Raw genomic sequence first — 18,667 nt, 5'->3', positions numbered from 1 at the left:
ATTGATGCGGCGCTGGACAGTTTTTCTCGCGGGAAAGATCTGCGTGAAGGACTGCGACGCCAGTGGCACACACTGTTCCGGATCGGCCTTGAGCGTCCGGAACTATTCCGCTACCACGAGACGTTCACGCATTCTGCTTGGATGACTCCCGAGATCCAGGCACGAAACGAAAGCCGAGCCGCAAATCTTTTGAATGCAGTTGATCAGGGAAAGCAATCCGGGCTGATCAAACCGGTACCTTTTCCACTTCTCGAAACGTTTATGTTCCGCCCGATTTACCACCTCGTTCAACGATGCCTGCAAGGGTCGTTCGAAGGTACCGATGAGCATATCGAATTAGCGTTTAATATGGCTTGGGATGCGGTTGCCGATCGTCGGAATACCTAATTTTTTCTGGAGAGTGACGCGTTATGAAATTCAAGATGGTCAGTACCGCCATGCCCTTGAGAGGCCTACAAGCGCTTGCAATGCTTTCGAGCCTCCTGGTGATGGGATGTTCGGCGGAGGCGCCCCCTCTGACACAGCAAACTGTCTACCCGGTAAAGCTCATGACGCTGGAGCAGGCGCAGTCAGGCACGCTCAATCAGTATCCGGGCAGAGTCTCGGCGTCTGACCATTCAGAACTCTCTTTCAGAGTGGGAGGAGAGCTGACGGAGCTGGCCGTTAAAGCAGGCGACACTGTGGAAAAAGGGGAGGTCGTTGCCCGCCTGGACGATCGGGACGCAAGAACCCGCCTGGAAAACGCCCGGTCAAATTTCAATCTGGCACAGGCCACCTTCGAGCGAATGCGAATATCGTTGGAGCGCCAGGCCATCAGTCAGGCCCGTTTCGATGAGGCCGAGGCCGAGTACCTCTCTGCCAGAGCGCAACTGGCCAGCGCGGAGGACCAACTTTCCTATACCGTTCTCAAAGCGCCATTTGATGGCGTCATTTCACGGGTGCCGGTGGATGTCTTTCAGGTTGTATCAGCGCAGCAGGCCATTGCCGAACTGCAACGGCCCGGCTCTATCGACGTCTCGTTCCAGATGCCTGAACAACAGGTCCGCCGCCTTCAACCACAGAGATCCAGGAACGTTCGCGCCAATGGCAACACTATCGCGTGGGTACAGTTTCCCGAGCTTCCCGATAAACGCTACGCCGCGAGCTACAAAGAGCATGACAGCAATGCCTCTCAGGGGTCGCTCAGTTATGAGGTTACCGTAACGCTCCCTGAACCCGAGGACATCACAGTGCTTTCGGGGATGAGCGCGACCGTTCTGCTTGATTACGGCACATTGGCTGGAGAGAGCGCCCCGTCGTGGCTGATACCAACCGCGGCGCTTGTAACACCTGACGCAGAACCCGGCACTAGCGTGGTTTGGCGATACGTGGCTGCTGCCGATGGTGAGAATGGCGATAACACGGGCAGCGTCGAGCCGGTGGATGTCGAGCCGGGTAAGAAAATGAACGATGGCGTGCTTGTTCGGGGAGAGCTCAGCCCGGGCGACAGAATCGTGGTTGCCGGCGCTCACCGGATGAACAGGGATCGTTCGGTCCGTCCCTGGGAAAAAGAGGGCGGGCTCTGAGATGGTCGATTATTTTCTTGATCGGAAGTCCATCAGCTGGATGGTCACGCTGTTGCTTGGGGTTGGGGGCATGTTCGCGTTTCTGGGTCTTGGCCAGCTTGAATTCCCGGAGTTCACGTTACGTTCCGCCTTGGTGACCACCCAATATCCCGGAGCAACGCCTCTTGAAGTCGAGGAGGAGGTTACGCTGCCTCTGGAAAAAGCGATCCAGCAGATGCCGGGCATCGATGACATTACTTCGGTGAACTCGGACGGCTTGTCGCAGATTACTGTCCAACTCAAGAAGACGGTCAGAGAAGGGGAGTTAGACCAGTATTGGGATATCCTTCGGCGAAAGATTAATGATGCCCAGCCTGGTCTGCCACCAGGCGTGAACACGTCCATCGTGAACGATGACTTTGGCGATGTCTTCGGCCTGCTGCTCACGTTGCGTGGTGACGGCTACTCGCTGAAAGATCTTGGTGACCATGCGGATCTCATTCAGCGAGAACTGCGATTGTTGGAGGGCGTCGCAAAAGTCAGTATCGGTGGTCGTGTCGACGAGCAGATGATCGTGTCACTGGACCGTGACCGTATGCGTGCTCTTGGCATCTCGCCAGAATACCTGGCAAGCCTTCTGAATGCGCAGAATACGGTGGGCAACGCTGGCCACCTGCGCAGTGAAGGGCTGTCGTTATCCGTTCAGCCAACCGGTCAGCTTGATTCCGTTCAGGCACTTGAGCAACTGGCAGTTGGAAGCGCTGATTCGGGTATTATCCGGCTCAGCGATCTGGCCGAAGTTCGCAGGGTGACCAATGACTCACCCGCCTTGCTTTACCACTCTGACGGATTGCCTGCTTTGACCATCGGCGTGTCATTTGCAGAGGGCACCAACGTTGTTGATGTAGGTGAGAGTCTCAATGAGGCTTTGAAACGCCTGGAAAAACAGCAACCCATCGGCATGACACTGAACACAGTGTATAACCAGCCTGAAGTAGTCGAGGAGGCAGTATCTGCTTTTCTCATGAACCTTGCTCAGGCGGTGGGCATTGTCATTATTGTGCTTTTGCTGTTCATGGGGCTGCGAAGTGGCCTGCTCATGGGGCTGATCCTGCTGATTACCATCATGGGTACATTCGTGCTTATGGCAATACACGGTATTCAGCTCCAGAAGATTTCATTGGGTGCGCTGATCATTGCGCTGGGGATGCTGGTCGATAATGCCATCGTCGTCACCGAGGGCATGATGATTGGCCTTTCCAAGGGCAAGTCCAAAAGGCAGGCAGCCAAAGAAGTGGTCTCGCAGAACCGGTACCCGCTGCTCGGCGCTACCGTGATTGCCATTACGGCCTTTGCTCCTATCGGCCTTTCACCAGACACCACCGGAGAATTCATTGGCTCCCTGTTCTGGGTTCTGTGCTACTCGCTTTTCCTGAGCTGGCTGACGGCACTCACTCTGACCCCGTTTTTCTTTGATATGTTCTATCCCGACAAGCTCGAGAGTGTCGGGCAGTCATCCGATAACGACCCCTATAAGGGAATTGTTTTCGTCGTCTTCCGCCGCCTGCTGACCTACGCGATTCATTATCGCTTCGTGACATTAACACTTGCGATCGCGCTTCTGGCTGGGGTTCTATCGTTCTCGGGACAGGTTAAGAATGCTTTCTTCCCGAATGCCACAACGCCACTCTTCTTTGTTGACCTTTGGTTGCCCGAGGGCGCCGACATCTTGCAAACCGAAGAGACCGTAAAGCGGCTGGAATCGCGCGTGAATGACATGGACCAGGTCGTTCAGGTGACCAGTGTCACCGGTGGCGGAGCCCAGCGTTTTACGTTGACGTATTCACCGGAGCAGCGATACGCCAGTTTTGGCCAATTGATCGTAGAGACCCGGGATAAGGCGTCGAGAGAGGCCCGTATGGAGGAAGTCATTGAGCAACTGCGTACAGACTTCCCGAACGTGCATTACAAAGTGCAGGCTTTGCAGGTGGGGCCCTCAGCCAAAGCCAGTCTTGAAGCTCGTATCTTTGGAGAAGATCCCGAAGAACTCCGGAAAATCGGTGTGCGCGTGCAGGCAATTTTTGAAAATGAACCTCTGGCCGACAGCGTGCGCTTGTCCTGGGGTAACCGGGAAGCCGTGATCGTACCGGAGTTCCTCGAAGAACAGGCCCGGCGCCTTGGCGTATCTCGCGAATCACTGCACCAGGCGTTGTTGCTGAATAATCAGGGGCAGCAGGTTGGAGTGTACCGTGAGGGGAGCGACCTCATTCCGATCATTATGCGGTCAAGAGAGGAGCAGCGTTTTGACATCGAAAACCTTACCTCGATCAATGTCTGGAGTGAAGAGCAGGGCCGCTATGTCAGCGCGGGCAACGTCATCAATGCCATCAATACGGAACTGCGGGATCCGTTGATAAAACGCAGAAACAGGGAGCGGATGTTGGCGGTTTATGCCGAACCCATGCCTTTGTCGGGGGAGACGGCGGCGAGTGTGCTGGAGAGGATCCGCCCGCAGGTCGACGCGCTGGAGCTTCCCCACGGCTATTCGATTGAGTGGGGTGGAGAGTACGAGACCTCATCCGAAGCTCAGACTTCGCTTTTCTCCTCGCTGCCTCTTGGACTGCTGGGGATGTTCATTATTTCGATGCTGTTGTTCGGTAGCTTCCGACAGGCTCTGTCTATCTGGATGATTGTTCCTCTCATGATGATTGGAATCATTGGTGGACTGGTATTGCTCGGCGCGCCTTTTACATTCATGGCGCTGCTCGGGACTCTGAGTCTGATCGGTATGGTACTGAAGAATGCCATTGTGCTGGTTGAGGAGATCAATATTCAGTTAGAACAGCAGGATGATGCATTCACTGCGGTGGTTGAGGCCGCGGTAAGCCGGGTACGACCTGTGCTTATGGCGGCCGTAACCACCATGTTGGGAATGATTCCTCTGTTCAGCGATGCCTTCTTCGCGAGCATGGCGGTGGTTATCGTGTTCGGTTTGGGTGTTGCAACGGTATTGACGTTAGTGGTGCTGCCAGTGGTGTACTGCACGTTAATGAGAATTTCTTATCATCAATAACGCACCCGCTGTTTTTCAGGCGTCTTTTTTTCCTCCGGACAAGCGATCCGGAGGAAAAAAGCCTCCGGCAATCATTGCATTCATCAGTTCGCCTACTTTTGCACGCAGGTCATCCCTCAACAACCTCATTGCCGGCGTTATTGACTGTCGGGTAGGACAAATCAGCCACAGCTCGGATACCGGCGGCGCATAGTCCGGCATGATTGTGGTGACACGGCCTGCAAGCAGATCATCCGACATATCAAGACACGATTTTATCGCAAGACCGCGACCAGCGACGCACCACCGGCGAACCAGATCGCCATCGTTTGAGGCGCGATCGCCCGTCATTTTGACTCGATATTCCTCGTCTCCCCGTTTGAACGTCCAGAGGTCAAATGGGATGTCCTGCAACTGATAGAACAGTCCGTTGTGGTTCTCAAGGTCATCAGGATGAATGGGGCGACCATGACGCGAAAGGTAATCAGGAGATGCGCAAAGCAGGCGCGGCACATCGCAAATTTTGAAGCCATACAGGTTGGTGTCACTGGGCGCGCCGTAGCGAAGCGCCATGTCGACCGAATCCCGGTAAAAGTCCACGTTGGTGTCAGTAATCTGAACTCTGAGATTCAAACCTGGATGCGTTGCCATCAATTCGTCGATCCAGGGCACAACGCGGTAGCTGACCGAGCAATGACCACACCGGGTTGCGCAATAGGGCGTCACTGGGCGATGTGCCTGTTTCGCTAAGCGCTGTTTCCAGGTTGATGGATGGCAGCATGTCCTTGTAGGCAACGGACGTTCGAAAATCATTTGCCCTGATAGCCATATAGGCCGCTTTAAGGTCCGGGCGACGCTGCAATGTTTGCTCTGCAAGGTCGGACAGGGGTAAAAGAACCTGCGGATAGTCGGCGGAAATGACCGTGCTAGCCTGGCTTCGCCCGAGCAACAGGTTCAACGCCCTTTGCTGTTGCTGCAGGGATTCCTGAACTGCAATCAATGTCGCCCTGGCACTGGCCGCAGAGCTTTGGGCGCTGTCCAGATCTTCAAGGTCACCCAGTCCCGAGCGGTAACGCTGAAGAATCCACTGTTCGTTTTTTTCCAATAGCTCCGCGCGTTGCTTTTCGATGGCAACGGAGCGATTCAGATTCACCAGTTTCAACCAGCCCTGCATGACCTCGGCTGCGAGCGTATCCCGCGCAGCTTGGTAGAGAGCCAGCTGTTCAGCAACGTCACTGGCGGCAGCCGACGCCTCATCAGAAATCTTCGACCACAAATCCAGCTCCCAGCTGATGCTGACGGTGCCGGTGTAGGCAGTATCTAGACCGTCAGTGTTATTCGCGACGAATCCAGCCTCGACGTCGGGGAGTTGATCCGCCTGAGTCGCTCGGTATTGAGCACGGAGAATTTGGAGTGAAAGCCGTGTTTGCTGGAAATCAGGATTGGCCGCGCGCGCTTCGACAATAAGCGCGTCCAGGTCATGGCTGTTGACCAGCTCATTCAGGTAGGCTGTTTCGAGACCAACCTCCATCTCAAACTTGGAGACGACGTTCTGACGCTCGGAATCGGCCTGAGCGAGATAGTCCGTTCTCGTGGACAACGAACTGCAGCCTGCAATAACCAGGCAGCATAAAGCAGTCAGCACTACTTTCGAGCAGGGCAAGCGATACATAGGTAAAGTCCATTCGGGCGCGGTCAAATCTGCGGTAAACGACGGGATACAGACTATCTAGGAGGTGGTTAATGGAGGGTTAAGACCTTCATGGACCTGCCTATTATCTACGGCGACGACCAATGGATGCTCCATGAAGAACAGGGCCATGCGCGTGTCACGAAGACCAAAGAAGCATTCGAAGCAGCCGCCGCCCCGACGTGGCGGAAGAGTACAAGAACTACTGCGGTGAAGGACGCATAAAATGGCTTAAAAACGGCGAACCTGTCACTCCGCATGTTGCTGAGCGCCGCGAACAGGTAGAACAGGTTGGTGTTCTTCGACAGGCTGCGATCGCGGACTTTGGCATAACTTAACTGCCGCTTGATGGTGCGAAAGGGATGCTCCGAGTTCAAAAAGTCCGTCAACTGGACCAGAGTGTTCCAGTGCAATTCCACGAATCGGCCCGTTAGGCTGGCGCTATCTTCCAAGCTGAATGTTCGCTTTGCGACCGTAGCAGCTAAACAAAAGCGAACGTTCGCGATCTACCTCTAAAGATGCGCACTTCCAATGGATACCGGGCATGGGATATAGGAAGCTGCCTGTGGCCAAAAAGGTGTTGGTGGCTATCTGATGGACTATTACAACCGGCAGCGACCTCACACATTCAGCGATGGAATTCCTCCCGCCGCAGCTGAGAAAAGCCTTAGGATGTGTCCGGGATTAGTTGACCACTACACAGGAGACGCCATGGATGTCCGGAGGAAAGCTGTCGAATTATACCAGCAGTGGGGAGTTGGGTAGGGTGATTAACCACTCTCATGATCTTCAAGTTTGGACCTAGCAGGCCCTTCTTCATCTATCTGATCGGCTTGCCTCTTATCGTTTTCCTCCAGCAACCGCATGATGCGTCCACGGGTAAGGGCCTCATGGAGTTCTATCTGTCGCTGCTCATCGCGTAATGATTTTAGAAGGGATATCGCCATGAATATCATCAGCACCATGAATGGAAACGCAGCCAAAATTGAAATAGTCTGGAGTGCAGCCAGACCGCCGCTCATCAGCAGCACCCCTGCAACCATGACTTGCACCAGGCCCCAGACTATCCGCAGCCAGTTTTTCGGGGTAAGTACCCCCTTGCTGGTGAACATTCCAAGTACAAAGGTTGCTGAGTTGGCTGAGGTGATGACGAATAACACGATCAATACCAGCATGAGGATACTGATTATGTTTGCACCCGGCAGGAAATCCAAGGTGGCGAAGAGAGCAGAGCTCATCTCTTTGCTAACAGCTTCGCCAAGAGCGGCACCTTCAAAGAGTTCGAAGTAAAGCGCTGAGCCGCCGAAAGTGGAAAACCACAAAGTACTCAGTAGTACAGGTGTTCCAATCACGCCGAGGACGAACTCACGGATGGTTCTGCCCCTGGAGATTCGTGCGATGAAACTGCCTACAAATGGAGCCCAGGAAAGTCCCCATGCCCAGTAGAATATGGTCCAACGCTCGACCCAATCGTCGCCAGTATAGGGCGTCATTACCAAACTCATACCCATCACATTGGCGAAATAGTCGCCGATAGCGTTGGTCATGGCTGCGGTAATGAAGTCGGTGGGGCCAAAGAAAAATACGTAGATGAGCAGGAAAGCGGCTAGCGCCATATTGGCGTCGCTGACGTAGCGCACGCCACTTTCCAGTGGAACTAAGGCGCAGAGTAGGAAAACGACAGCGGTCAGGCCGAGAATGAAAAGTTGCTGATCGGCTCCAAAACCAATGTCGCCCACGTATACCAACCCGCTATTTATCTGGATAACCCCGAGCCCCAATGTCGTCGCAACACCAAACACTGTCGAAACAACGGCCAGGATATTGATGCCATGTCCGATGCCACCATCCACGTGGTGACCGATTGATGAGCGGAAGGTCTCGCTGATCAAGCCCGGGCGTTGCATTCGAAACCGTACGTAGGCAATAGCCAACCCAACGATTGCGAAGTTCGCCCACTGATGAAAGCCCCAATGAAAGAGGGCATAACGCATGGCGAGGCTCGCTGCTTCCGGGCTTTCAGGCTCCGCACCACCCAGGGGAGGTGCCATATAGTGACTCATTGGTTCTGCTACGGCCCAGAAGACAAGGCCGACCCCCATGCCCGAGGAAAAAATCATACCCAACCAGGCTAAGTAGGAAAATTCCGGAGCCTCACCGTCCGCGCCTAGACGGATATGTCCATAGTCACTGACCGCTACGGCAATGCAGAAGACGAGAAAGCCAGTGGTGGCAAACAGGTAAAGCCAGCCGAAGTGCTCGGTTGTGAATTCGAGACCTACGTCAGCCCAAGCTTGAAGTTCCGCTGGAAAAATAATCCCAATAATGACAAAAATACTTAGCAGCAACAGTGATGCGTAAAAGACCCAGCCGGGACGGTTATTCATGGTCTGGATGTCCCCAATTCAGTAGGCATAAAGGTAAATACGGAACCAGCAATTCGAATTACCTGAGTTTCGCTTGCTCGGCGTAACCACTTACGACTTTTGTGCCAGAGCTCCCATTGAGAATTGCCAAGGACTCGTTGAGTCTGCCTATGCCACAAATACCGCCACCTTCGACGAAATTGATCGCCGCTGTGAGTTTTGGCCCCATTGATCCTTCGGGCAGGTTCAGGGCTTTCGCTTCTGCGACAGTAAGTTCGTAAATGGGCGCGGCAGTGAACGAACCGTAATCGCTGTAGACTGCATCCACGTCTGTGAGCAATAACAGTGCGTCGGCACGGAGATGTCGGGCAAGTAGGGCGCTGGCCGCATCCTTGTCGATCACAGCTTCTACGCCGACCAGGCTGCCATCGCCCCGCCGAAGAACCGGAATGCCGCCGCCTCCGGCGCAGATCACTACAACACCCTGCTCCAGCAGCAGCTGGAGCACACGCATGTCGGGTATCTCCAGGGGCTTCGGCGAGGGCACTACCCGCCGCCACTTGTTGCCATCCTGGGCTATGTGCCAGCCGGCGGCTTGAGCCTTGGCCTCGGCCTCTTGCTTGTCATACACCGGCCCGACAAATTTCGTGGGTTTACTGAAAGCAGGGTCGTCCTTGTCCACCAGTACCTGGGTGAGCAGGGTTGCCACAGGCCGGTCATGATCCAGGGCGTTTTCCAGCTCCTGCTCTATGATGTAACCGATCATGCCTTCGGTTTCCGCGCCCAGTACGTCTAATGGATAAGCTTCCTCTGGCTGATAGGAGGCACCTTGAAGCGCCAGCAAACCTACCTGCGGACCATTGCCATGAGTGACGACCAACTGATGGCCAGCGCGGACGATTTCGGCGAGTGATTTGGCGGCAATTTTTACATTGGCCCGCTGGGCCTCGGCGGTCAGAGGCTCCCCTCGCTGCAATAGGGCATTACCACCAAGAGCTGCTACTACAAGCATATCGCGCTCCTTGCCTCAGCTTCCAAGAGTTGCAACTAGCACCGCCTTGATGGTGTGCATCCGGTTTTCCGCCTGATCAAACACAATAGAGGCAGGGCTCTCGAAGACCTCTTCGGTGACTTCCATGGCATCGATACCGAACTCCGCCTGTATCTCCTTGCCAACGGTGGTTTCGGTGTTATGGAAGGCCGGCAGGCAATGCATGAACCTTGCTCTTGGGTTGCCGGTTTTCTTCATCAGGGCAGCGTTTACCTGATAGGGCTGCAGAAGTTTGATCCGCTCTGCCCACCTTTCCTTGGGTTCACCCATGGACACCCAAACGTCGGTGTAAACAAAGTCCACGCCCGCAACGGCGGCGCCAATGTCTTCGGTGATCATGACCCGGGCGCCGGTTTCAATGGCAATAGCCTGTGCCTCCTTCTGAATTGCCTCACTGGGCCAGCAGGCTTTCGGGGCGCACAGGCGCACGTCCATGCCCATCTTGGCGCCGCCGATCAGCAGGCTGTCGCCCATGTTGTTGGCAGCGTCGCCGATGAACACAAATGCCACGTCCCGCAGGGGCTTTTCCACGTTTTCCTGCATGGTCAGGAAGTCCGCCAGGATCTGAGTGGGGTGGAATTCATTGGTGAGCCCGTTGTATACCGGCACGCCAGCGTATTCTGCCAGCTCCTCAACTACCGTCTGTCCGAACCCCCGGTATTCGATGGCATCGTATACACGCCCCAGCACCCGGGCCGTATCCTTCACCGATTCCTTATGGCCGATATGGGTGCCCGTCGGCCCCAGGTAGGTAACCCGGGCGCCCTGATCAAATGCTGCAACCTCGAAACCCACCCGGGTTCGGGTGGAGTTCTTTTCAAAGATCAACGCAATGTCCTTGCCCCTGAGTTGCGGCACTTCGGTGCCGGCATACTTGGCGGTTTTCAGATCGGCTGAAAGCTTAAGTAGAAAGCCGATCTCCCGTGGGGTAAAGTCCCGCAGGGTCAGGAAATGCCGGTTCTTGAGGTTGAAAGCCATGGTGTTACTCCTTCCTTGTTAAACGGCGTCTCGAATGGTCGGGCAACTCATGCAGCGCCCACCGCCCCGGCCACGGCCAAGCTCCGCTCCGGGGATGGCAAGCACTTCGATGCCGGCGGCTTCCAGGGCGGCGTTGGTGTCGTCGTTACGGTCGTAACCGATAACCACGCCCGGGCTCAGGGCGAGTACGTTATTGCCATCGTTCCACTGCTCCCGTTCCCGCTCGGCCGGGGTATCACCACCGGTGGCAACCACCTCCAGTGAGGGGTAGCCCAGTACGTCCGCAACCACATCGAACAGCGGCCGGGGGTCCTGCTGGAAAGAGAGGTGTTTGCCGTCCCTGCCGGGGCGCAGGTCGTAGCAGACTGTCTGGTCGGCGACCTCCTTGAAGGTGGTGACCACATTGCCGCCACAGAAGGTAAACACCGTGTCCAGATGCATGGCTGAACGGGTCTTGGGGATTTGGCAGGCAATCACCCGCTCAGCGGCACCGTTCGTAAAAAGGGCCCTGGCTAACTGGCCGATGGCTTGCGGAGAGGATCGTTCCCCCATCCCCACCAGCACCGTGCCATTACCCACCGGCATAATGTCTCCCCCTTCCAGGGTTGCCAGGGCGTGATCTTCGAGGGGGTCACCCCAGTGCACGTTCACCTTGCCAGCGAACGCCGGGTGGAACCGGTAGATGGCGCTCATTAACAGTGTTTCCGGTTTGCGTGCGGCCCAGTACATGGGGTTCAGGGTGACTCCGCCGTAGATCCAGGCGCTGTTGTCCCGGGTGAACAGGAAGTTTGGCAGTGGTGGCAGCACAAATCCGTGAGGCCCCAGATGGTTACCAAACAGGCCCGTGGGGTTGAAAGGCAGGTCGCCAACTTCCAGCCCGCCAATCAGGAACTCCGCCAGGGATTGGCCGGGAAGCTCGTCCATCCAGGCGCGAAGGTCGGACACCATGCCCACGCCGATGTGGTTCCAGGTAATGCGGTTGTCCAGAATCCAGTCCCGTGCCTCGGGGATGTCCAGGGTCTCGGCCAGCAGTTCGTTAACGTCCAGTACCTCCACGCCCCGGGCACGCATCAGCCCGGCGAATACGTCATGGTCTTTCTGGGCCTGCTTGACCCAGAATACGTCGTCAAACAGCAGCGAATCGCAGTTGGATGGTGTCAGCCTCCGGTGGGCCAGTCCGGGGCGACAGACGATCACCTGTCGCAGGGTGCCGGTTTCGGAATGAACACCAAGTGTTTGATTAGTCATGTTGCATGCTCCGTTGCGTTGATTTAGAGAATCGCGCCGACACTGATCACCACCGTGATGAATACGGTGAGAATCAGCAGCAGGGGCCAGATGAACGCCAGCCAGCGGTCGTAGGAAACACGGGCGATGGCGAGGCCGCCAATCACCACAGCGAAGGTCGGATTGATCAGGTTTACCAATCCATTGGCGGATTGATAAGCCGTGACCACCAGATCTCGCCCAACATTGGCGAAGTCGGCCAGTGGCGCGAGGATCGGCATGGAGAGCACGGCCAGGCCGGAAGAGGACGGCACAAAGAAACTCATGCCCATTTCTATCCAGAACATCAGGTTGATAAACGCCAGCTCCGGCAACCCGCCGAGGGTGGTTTCTGCACTGTGCAGAATGGTGTCTGCAATCATGCCCTGTTCCATGATCACCACAATGCCTCGGGCCAGGCCCACCACCAGGGCAACCCCGAGCAGGTCGCGAGCGCCGTCAACAAAGCTGCCGGTCAGTTTTTTCTCGCCTAACCGGGCGATCAGGCCAATCACGATGGCGGACCCGAAAAAGAGTGAGCCCATCTGTGCCATCCACCAGCCTTGGGACGACACCCCCCAGATCATCACGATGAAGGTAACGGCGAAGATGGCCAGCGCTATTTTCTGGGTGCCGGTGAGGTCAAAGTTTTCCAGCTCATCATGTCCTTGCAGGAAAAGTCTGCGATGGGCCTCCCTTTGCCTGGCGACCACAGAGCGGGATGGGTCCTTCTTGACCCTGTGGGCATAGCGCATGACGTAAGCGGCACAGATGATCAGGCCACCGACAAGAAGTACGAAGCGCAGTGCGATGCCGTCTGTGAAGGGAATGTTGGCGGCGTTTGCGGCAATAACCGTGGCAAACGGATTGATTGTGGAGCCCAGTACGCCAATACCCGCGCCTATCAGAATAATGGCGACCCCGGTCACAGCGTCATATCCCGCCGAGATCATCACTGGAATCAGAATGGCATAGAACGCCAGGGTCTCCTCGGCCATACCATAGGTTGTACCGCCCAGCGCGAAAAGGGTCATCAGTATTGGAATCATCCATATCTCCCGGCCCTCCAGCCGGTGCATGGCGCTGCGTATGCCGGTATCGATGGCGCCGGTGGCGTTCATCACGCCCAGGAAGCCACCAAGGAACAGCACGAAAAGGGCCACATCAATGGCATTGGCAGCATAACTGTCGGGGTCATAGAAGCCCGCTGTGGGCGCCAGCATTACATCCACGAACCCCTGGGGGTTGGGCTCAACGGTCTGATAGGTGCCGGGCAGCGCCACTTCCCGACCGACCTCTTCATTCATCGACCGCTCGTATTGCCCGGCAGGGATGACCCAGGTCAGCGCTGCAATCAGAATGATCAGTAGGAACAAAATGGTGTATGCCGTGGGAAACCGTGTTGCGAGGTCATCTTCGGGGTTCGATGAAGGAAGCTTGTCATTGCTCATGCGCGATCTCCTTTCAGTGGTCCTTACATGAAAATCCGCTGCCTCAACCACGAAGCTGAATTTTTTCTAACACGGTCATTTGCAGCACTGGCAGTCTAGACTAGAATACAAACAACCATCCAGTCGTTTGTTTTTCGTTGAGGAGGCCGCGTGAAAATACGGATCATCCGTGGCGATAGGCAGGCTAGGACACAGAGGCCGGCGTTAAACCAATGAATACTTTGTTTACTTCGACATTTCCTAATCAGCAGGAGTGGGGCAAAAGTGGGAGTTAGGGGCGTAGTGGGCCAAGATATGAAACTTTGGGGGATATTTTGAATAGTCGAACTCTTGTTGTGCTTGCATTTCTATCACCTTTGAACCTGGAGGCAAGTGACGCAGCACAAAGTCATTCTTCCGGCAACGCTTATTTGACTGAGTCAAATGAGGAGCCTGCTTTAACCATTAATGAACCGATGTTCTTCGCCTTAGGGAGGGATGACGATACAACCGCGGAATTTCAGCTAAGCCTTAAGTACCGTGTTTTTGCAGAGGACGGTTTTGTGGTGAGGCGCGCAAGTTGGTTGGAAGATCTGCACTTTGCTTACACCCAGACCTCTCTCTGGAACCTGAGTGAGGAGTCTGCGCCGTTCGAGGACTCCACTTACAGGCCCAGCTTATTCTGGGAGTTTGATTCACAATCCAGTCCGTTTGGTGCGAGATTGCTGAGGGTAGGCTATGAGCATGCTTCAAATGGGCAGGATGAAGACCGGTCTCGAAGCATCGATACTTTATTTTTGATGCCGGTGTGGAGCCGCACGCTACTTGGCCAGCAATGGACTCTTGCCCCGAAGCTTGTCGGTTATTTAGCTAAGGGCTCTGAAAACGACGATATTGCAGATTATCGGGGCTATTCTGACTTGATGCTTCGGGTAGGGACTGAGGAGAGCCTGCTGATTTCTTCTTTATTTCGGCTCGGCGACAATGGCAGAACCACCATTCAGCTCGACCTGTCGTATCCGATCCGCAAACGCATTTTCGAACGAACGGGCGGTTATCTGTTTCTGAGGACTTTTAAGGGCTATGGCGAAACGCTCGAAACCTTTAATCGAAAACAGGACTTTCAGATTCGGTTTGGATTTGCCATCGTGCGCTAGGCAAATGCGGAACATGATAAAAGCACCAGCAGCTGCCGTGAGTCGGACGCTTGAATTTTTTTGAGCAATTAGTCAGGGTTGGCTTGGTCCCTGCTGGGCTATGTCTTCTTTTAGAATGCGCTTGATTTCCAGAATGGTGCCTGCGGTTTTCTGTACACTGTGGCCGGAAATAATGGCTTTTTCTGAGTAAGCGCCGGGAAGGTGAGCACTGCGGTAAGGTACAAGGCCATCGTCAGAATCGGCGAGTGCCATGTCGGGATCGGAGCGAGCCACGATCGAATGATAGCGTACCCGGGGAGAAATCGGGAGGTCTGCAGCTGTTCTGACGAAAGGATCTTTTTCACTCAGGTTGTCTAAGCTGTTAGATAAGTCGGGCAGCTTTCCCTGTCTATCAATGGCTGCTGCGCGGGGTGCCAGTATGTGAGTGAGTTCTTCGAGCACTCTAACGGGGAAGCGAATCAGTCCTGCCATCCAGCGCCCAAAAGGTTCTGCGGCGACCTTTGTGCCTCGGTGTGGAGTTGCTAGAAAGATGGCTCTGTTAACAGAAGGGAAGGGCTCGAAGCGCAGTATCGGCTCAATGCGTTTGATCTGCTGCGGCGTAAATTGGCTGTGATTCTCGGCCAGTTTCACTAGCGACTGATCGGTTGTTGAAACCATCAGCCGCGCAAGAACACCACCCATGCTATGGCCTACCAGTACGAGGTTCGAGGACGCCGGTGCCTGGCCCGAGGGATCAAAGTGTGCGAGCGTATCACTGAGGGCTTTGCGAATTGCAGCGTGGTTTAATGCAATCGGCAAATTGGTGGGGTAATAAATCTGCCAGATTTGGAAATGCTGACGCAAAGTTTCATCACCCAGAACTTCGTTGGCGAGGTCCACCCAGGCTTCAGGACTGCTTGCTAGTCCATGCAGCATAACGATGATTCGTTTGTTTGGGTCATATCGCTGCATCAGATAAACATGGGGACGGTCGATGCTGCCTTTGCGACCAAACAGACTTCTAAGCGACTGTCGGCGAAAATCTGAGCGCGCCAGCCACAGCCCATAGCCTGCTGTGAAATTGGCGGCCAACGGTGTCCGCTGTCCCTGTATCACGATGGCCGACTCTATATAGGGATTGTGAACTGTCAGATAGGCTTGCTGGGTGTGCAGCACGCTTTGCAGGTCTTCGCCGTCGGGGCGTAGCGTGATCGTTATGGAGGGGGTGGGCATCTCACTCCATGACGGCAGCTCTCTGTCACGCTTCGGTTGCTGGTTAGCACCTTGAGAACGTGTCTCAGCCAGAGACTCATCCGGCATAACTGCCACCATTTCAGCGCCAATGCCATCTCGTCTATATACGCTACGCAGGCCTCGGAAGGAGAAAGCCGAGGCCGGTAAAAGTTCAGATGGGAGCGTGCTAACGGATGGAAAGTGGGGCTCATCTGTTTCAAGCTGTATTGCCCAACCAGCCGTTTGCTGTTGGCCAGTACCAGAGTCATGGCCAGTCCCTTGCTCCCGGGTTTCGAACAATTGAGTGGCAGCCTGTGCGACAGCATAGTTATACCAGTCTTGTATCTGGGTCTGTCGATACTCAAAAGCTCGCTCGCCAGGCTGGCGATTGCCAAAAAAAAGGTAGGCATAAGCATAGCGGACAACCTCAAGCCAGGCCGCCAATCGTTCGGGGTCTGAGCTTATCGTTTGCGCTCGCGCCAGCCAAAGCTCAGATATGGCTGCCAGTTGCTGGTCTTCAGAAATGTCCGCTACCTTGGTAAACGCATCGACGCAGCCCGACGAAATCGGGGTTGCACATGCCTCTTCCTCCAGCCCAGCCGCCCTAACGGTCTGAACGGTGGCATTGCTGAGTGTGCCACGAGTCAGAATATCGCCACGCTTGAGCTTGAGAAATTCACCTGGGTGAAGGGTGTCAGTTTCAACCGCTGGGCTAAGCTCCCCTAGAATGGAGCAGCCACCCATCAATGGTGAGACAATCGCTAAAAATACCAGTAAGTGGTGAGGGTGAAGAAGCCTCATAGAGGCGCTCTTTCAAGAGACGTGCCGGGGTCTCCTCTTTGAATCGACTGTAAGAGATCTCCATTTTTCTCGTCGGAGGCTAGTGCGTGTTCGTTGCCAACGACTGCTTGCATTAGAGGACTGATTCTGTGCATCGACCAAGTCACCTCGGGTGCAAAAGCTCAAACAAGAGTTGTCGATGCGTTTCTTTTACATCCTTGAGTGATATTGAAGGGGTGCCCTGGGATAGCATTGAGGAGTTCATCCACAATAGTGCGGGAGCAAGTGCCAGCGGGAAAAAGTGGTCGGTCAAGACGCTGGGCCGAACAACGCCTCGGTGTATGTAATGTTGGATGACGGACTGCGATCTCTCCTGTAACTGGCGCACAATTTTATCGTGCCAGAACTGCACCACCTCCGTCGCACGGTCGCTTTCCGCCAAAATTAGCCGGTAGATCGAAATGGTACCTGGAGAGTCGAAGGTTGCGTAGAGGCGTTCAAGATAGACATCGATGAAGTCAGACAAAGACAAGTCTTCATCAGGAAGCCAACCCTCGAAATCATAGAGCTGTCGTGTCGTCCGTTCGAGCAAGGCATGAAAAATTTCGTCCTTGCGTTTGAAATGAGCATAGATCCCGGCCTTGGACAAGCCAGCACGTTCCGCAATTTGCTCCATGGACACCGCATTGTAAGTCCGGTCCGAAAACTCTATCAGCGCGGCCTCCAGTATCTCTTCTTTTCTGGCTTCAGAGGACAAGTAGCGGCGTTTGGGCGATGCGTCCTTATTTTTGGGTTGCATTGAAAGACCCTGTTGAAAAGTTCTATGAATGTCATTGTAGGCCCTCTCGCCAGTGAAGTGATCAGAAGCGAAACTGGCTGAACAACTTTAGTTGCAACTGCTTGCGTTCAGCAGTGACGGTGCGGTTGCTTGCAGTGTATGAATTGTACCGTATAATTTAAAATAACCGCCCAGTCGTTTTTTTGTTTATGCGAAAAAGGGGGCGGTCTCGGCGCGTGCGTCTGATCCTTCGAACCAACCCACTGAGGCTTCCCCGGATTGATGACTACCTCATCTTCTCTCATGAAAAAGTTACTGATTGTTAGTCTTGCAATAGGCGCTGCCGCCCTGGCATGGTGGGGCTGGTTGAACTATTCCGAAACAGGGCCCGGCGAAGGCTTCGTCAGTGGTAATGGTCGAATTGAAGCCACCGAGATCGACATTGCCACAAAGCTGCCCGGGCGCGTTGAAGGCATTTTTGTTCGCGAGGGAGACTTTGTAGAGGCCGGCCAACCATTGGCCCAGATGCAGCTGGAGACGCTCGAAGCACAGCGCGACGAGGCCGAGGCCATGCGCCAACAGGCGGAGTATATGGTTGCGGCGGCGCAGGCGCAGGTGGCCCTGCGCGAAGCTGACGTTGTTGCTGCTTTGGCCTTTGTGGACCAACGAGAGTCTGAGCTCGATGCTGCGCAGCGCCGTCTGAATCGTTCTCAGACGTTGTCGGACAGGGGGGCCGCATCGATACAGCAACTAGACGATGATAGAGCGCAGGCCAGCGGCGCCCGAGCCGCAGTCTCCGTCGCTAAAGCCCAGGCGGCAGCCGCACGTGCAGCCGTTGAGGCCGCCAAAGCCCAACTCGTTGGTGCGCGGTCGACCGTATCCGCTGCCACCGCCACCATCGACCGTATCGAAGCAGAAATCCGGGATAGCGAGCTGCGAGCACCGCGTGATGGTCGGGTTCAGATACGTGTGGCGCAACCTGGCGAAGTGTTGGGCGCGGGAGGTCGAGTACTGAACCTGATTGATCTGACGGATGTCTACATGACTTTTTTTCTGCCCGAAACGGTAGCTGGTCGCGTAGGTATCGGCTCGGAAGTGCGTATCGTTTTGGACGCCGCGCCCGATTACGTTATTCCGGCGACGATTTCCTATGTGGCTAGTGCTGCACAGTTCACCCCCAAGACTGTAGAAACTGCTAGCGAGCGACAAAAGCTGATGTTTCGTGTACGAGCACAAATCTCTCCAGAGTTGCTGCATGAGCATCTCAGGCAGGTCAAGACAGGCCTGCCCGGTGTGGCATGGGTCAGGCTTGATACTGATGTGGAATGGCCCGGAAGTCTTGACCTTCGCGTGCCGGAGTAAA

The 18,667-nt window shown here is 55.0% G+C and carries 14 protein-coding genes and 1 pseudogene; 5 read left to right on the top strand and 10 right to left on the bottom strand.

Going from position 1 to position 18,667, the window contains the following annotated elements:
* The 3 genes from AC13E3_RS06305 to AC13E3_RS06295 are packed head-to-tail and all read left to right on the top strand — an operon-like array spanning position 1 to position 4,617.
* Positions 1 to 387 (top strand): TetR family transcriptional regulator C-terminal domain-containing protein, encoded by a 387-nt coding sequence (locus AC13E3_RS06305; RefSeq protein ID WP_482901830.1) that lies wholly within the window; start codon positions 1 to 3, stop codon positions 385 to 387.
* A gap of 23 nt (positions 388 to 410) precedes the next feature.
* Complete coding sequence (locus AC13E3_RS06300; RefSeq protein ID WP_008172291.1) at positions 411 to 1,565, top strand: efflux RND transporter periplasmic adaptor subunit; 1,155 nt, start codon at positions 411 to 413, stop codon at positions 1,563 to 1,565.
* Between the two features lies 1 nt (position 1,566).
* A complete protein-coding gene (locus tag AC13E3_RS06295) occupies positions 1,567 to 4,617 on the top strand; it encodes an efflux RND transporter permease subunit (RefSeq protein WP_008172293.1) in 3,051 nt (1,016 codons plus the stop codon).
* 15 nt (positions 4,618 to 4,632) lie between these two features.
* Here the strand turns inward: AC13E3_RS06295 and AC13E3_RS06290 are convergent, their stop codons facing one another.
* The 8 genes and pseudogenes from AC13E3_RS06290 to AC13E3_RS06255 form a co-directional block, all read right to left on the bottom strand.
* Positions 4,633 to 5,247 (bottom strand): substrate binding domain-containing protein, encoded by a 615-nt coding sequence (locus AC13E3_RS06290; protein ID WP_227716182.1) that lies wholly within the window; start codon positions 5,245 to 5,247, stop codon positions 4,633 to 4,635.
* Positions 5,204 to 6,196, bottom strand: coding sequence for a TolC family protein (locus tag AC13E3_RS06285; protein ID WP_049756875.1), 993 nt, complete (start codon positions 6,194 to 6,196; stop codon positions 5,204 to 5,206). Before AC13E3_RS06285 ends, AC13E3_RS06290 begins: the two co-directional genes overlap by 44 nt.
* Positions 6,197 to 6,543: 347 nt before the next feature.
* A pseudogene (locus AC13E3_RS06280) lies at positions 6,544 to 6,654 on the bottom strand (IS5/IS1182 family transposase); the annotation flags it as partial.
* Between the two features lie 402 nt (positions 6,655 to 7,056).
* Positions 7,057 to 8,673, bottom strand: a complete 1,617-nt coding sequence (locus AC13E3_RS06275; RefSeq protein ID WP_288367478.1) for a BCCT family transporter — start codon at positions 8,671 to 8,673, stop codon at positions 7,057 to 7,059.
* Between the two features lie 58 nt (positions 8,674 to 8,731).
* Positions 8,732 to 9,664: a carbamate kinase gene (gene arcC / locus AC13E3_RS06270; RefSeq protein ID WP_288367479.1), complete on the bottom strand. Its 933-nt coding sequence runs from the start codon at positions 9,662 to 9,664 to the stop codon at positions 8,732 to 8,734.
* A gap of 15 nt (positions 9,665 to 9,679) precedes the next feature.
* On the bottom strand, positions 9,680 to 10,681 hold the full coding sequence (gene argF / locus AC13E3_RS06265) for an ornithine carbamoyltransferase (RefSeq protein WP_288367480.1): 1,002 nt from the start codon (positions 10,679 to 10,681) through the stop codon (positions 9,680 to 9,682).
* A gap of 18 nt (positions 10,682 to 10,699) precedes the next feature.
* Positions 10,700 to 11,929, bottom strand: a complete 1,230-nt coding sequence (locus AC13E3_RS06260; RefSeq protein ID WP_288367481.1) for an arginine deiminase — start codon at positions 11,927 to 11,929, stop codon at positions 10,700 to 10,702.
* A gap of 23 nt (positions 11,930 to 11,952) precedes the next feature.
* On the bottom strand, positions 11,953 to 13,398 hold the full coding sequence (locus AC13E3_RS06255; protein ID WP_288367482.1) for a YfcC family protein: 1,446 nt from the start codon (positions 13,396 to 13,398) through the stop codon (positions 11,953 to 11,955).
* Between the two features lie 302 nt (positions 13,399 to 13,700).
* Here AC13E3_RS06255 and AC13E3_RS06250 point away from each other — a divergent pair, with 302 nt between their 5' ends.
* Positions 13,701 to 14,534 (top strand): phospholipase A, encoded by an 834-nt coding sequence (locus AC13E3_RS06250; RefSeq protein ID WP_288944309.1) that lies wholly within the window; start codon positions 13,701 to 13,703, stop codon positions 14,532 to 14,534.
* A gap of 72 nt (positions 14,535 to 14,606) precedes the next feature.
* Here AC13E3_RS06250 and AC13E3_RS06245 read toward each other — a convergent pair whose 3' ends face one another.
* Positions 14,607 to 16,547: an esterase/lipase family protein gene (locus AC13E3_RS06245; RefSeq protein ID WP_288367484.1), complete on the bottom strand. Its 1,941-nt coding sequence runs from the start codon at positions 16,545 to 16,547 to the stop codon at positions 14,607 to 14,609.
* A gap of 142 nt (positions 16,548 to 16,689) precedes the next feature.
* Positions 16,690 to 17,325 (bottom strand): TetR/AcrR family transcriptional regulator, encoded by a 636-nt coding sequence (locus AC13E3_RS06240; protein WP_288367485.1) that lies wholly within the window; start codon positions 17,323 to 17,325, stop codon positions 16,690 to 16,692.
* 261 nt (positions 17,326 to 17,586) lie between these two features.
* On the opposite strand from AC13E3_RS06240, the gene AC13E3_RS06235 reads away from it, so the two are divergent.
* Positions 17,587 to 18,666 carry an HlyD family secretion protein gene (locus AC13E3_RS06235; protein ID WP_288367515.1) on the top strand — a complete coding sequence of 360 codons (1,080 nt, stop codon included), beginning with the start codon at positions 17,587 to 17,589 and terminating at the stop codon, positions 18,664 to 18,666.
* The last annotated feature ends 1 nt before the right edge of the window (position 18,667 follow it).

Source organism: Marinobacter sp. L-80, assembly GCF_056859395.1.
The sequence above is the reverse complement of the archived record's forward strand: the minus strand, read 5'-3'. Positions and strand labels throughout refer to the sequence as shown.

Coding starts and splice junctions, on each gene's coding strand:
- AC13E3_RS06275 (WP_288367478.1), bottom strand. CDS start 8,673: ATGAATAACCGTCCCGGCTGGGTCTTTTACGCATCACTGTTGCTGCTA.
- AC13E3_RS06255 (WP_288367482.1), bottom strand. CDS start 13,398: ATGAGCAATGACAAGCTTCCTTCATCGAACCCCGAAGATGACCTCGCA.
- AC13E3_RS06260 (WP_288367481.1), bottom strand. CDS start 11,929: ATGACTAATCAAACACTTGGTGTTCATTCCGAAACCGGCACCCTGCGA.
- AC13E3_RS06235 (WP_288367515.1), top strand. CDS start 17,587: ATGACTACCTCATCTTCTCTCATGAAAAAGTTACTGATTGTTAGTCTT.
- AC13E3_RS06295 (WP_008172293.1), top strand. CDS start 1,567: ATGGTCGATTATTTTCTTGATCGGAAGTCCATCAGCTGGATGGTCACG.
- AC13E3_RS06300 (WP_008172291.1), top strand. CDS start 411: ATGAAATTCAAGATGGTCAGTACCGCCATGCCCTTGAGAGGCCTACAA.
- AC13E3_RS06290 (WP_227716182.1), bottom strand. CDS start 5,247: ATGGCAACGCATCCAGGTTTGAATCTCAGAGTTCAGATTACTGACACC.
- AC13E3_RS06245 (WP_288367484.1), bottom strand. CDS start 16,547: ATGAGGCTTCTTCACCCTCACCACTTACTGGTATTTTTAGCGATTGTC.
- AC13E3_RS06240 (WP_288367485.1), bottom strand. CDS start 17,325: ATGCAACCCAAAAATAAGGACGCATCGCCCAAACGCCGCTACTTGTCC.
- argF (WP_288367480.1), bottom strand. CDS start 10,681: ATGGCTTTCAACCTCAAGAACCGGCATTTCCTGACCCTGCGGGACTTT.
- arcC (WP_288367479.1), bottom strand. CDS start 9,664: ATGCTTGTAGTAGCAGCTCTTGGTGGTAATGCCCTATTGCAGCGAGGG.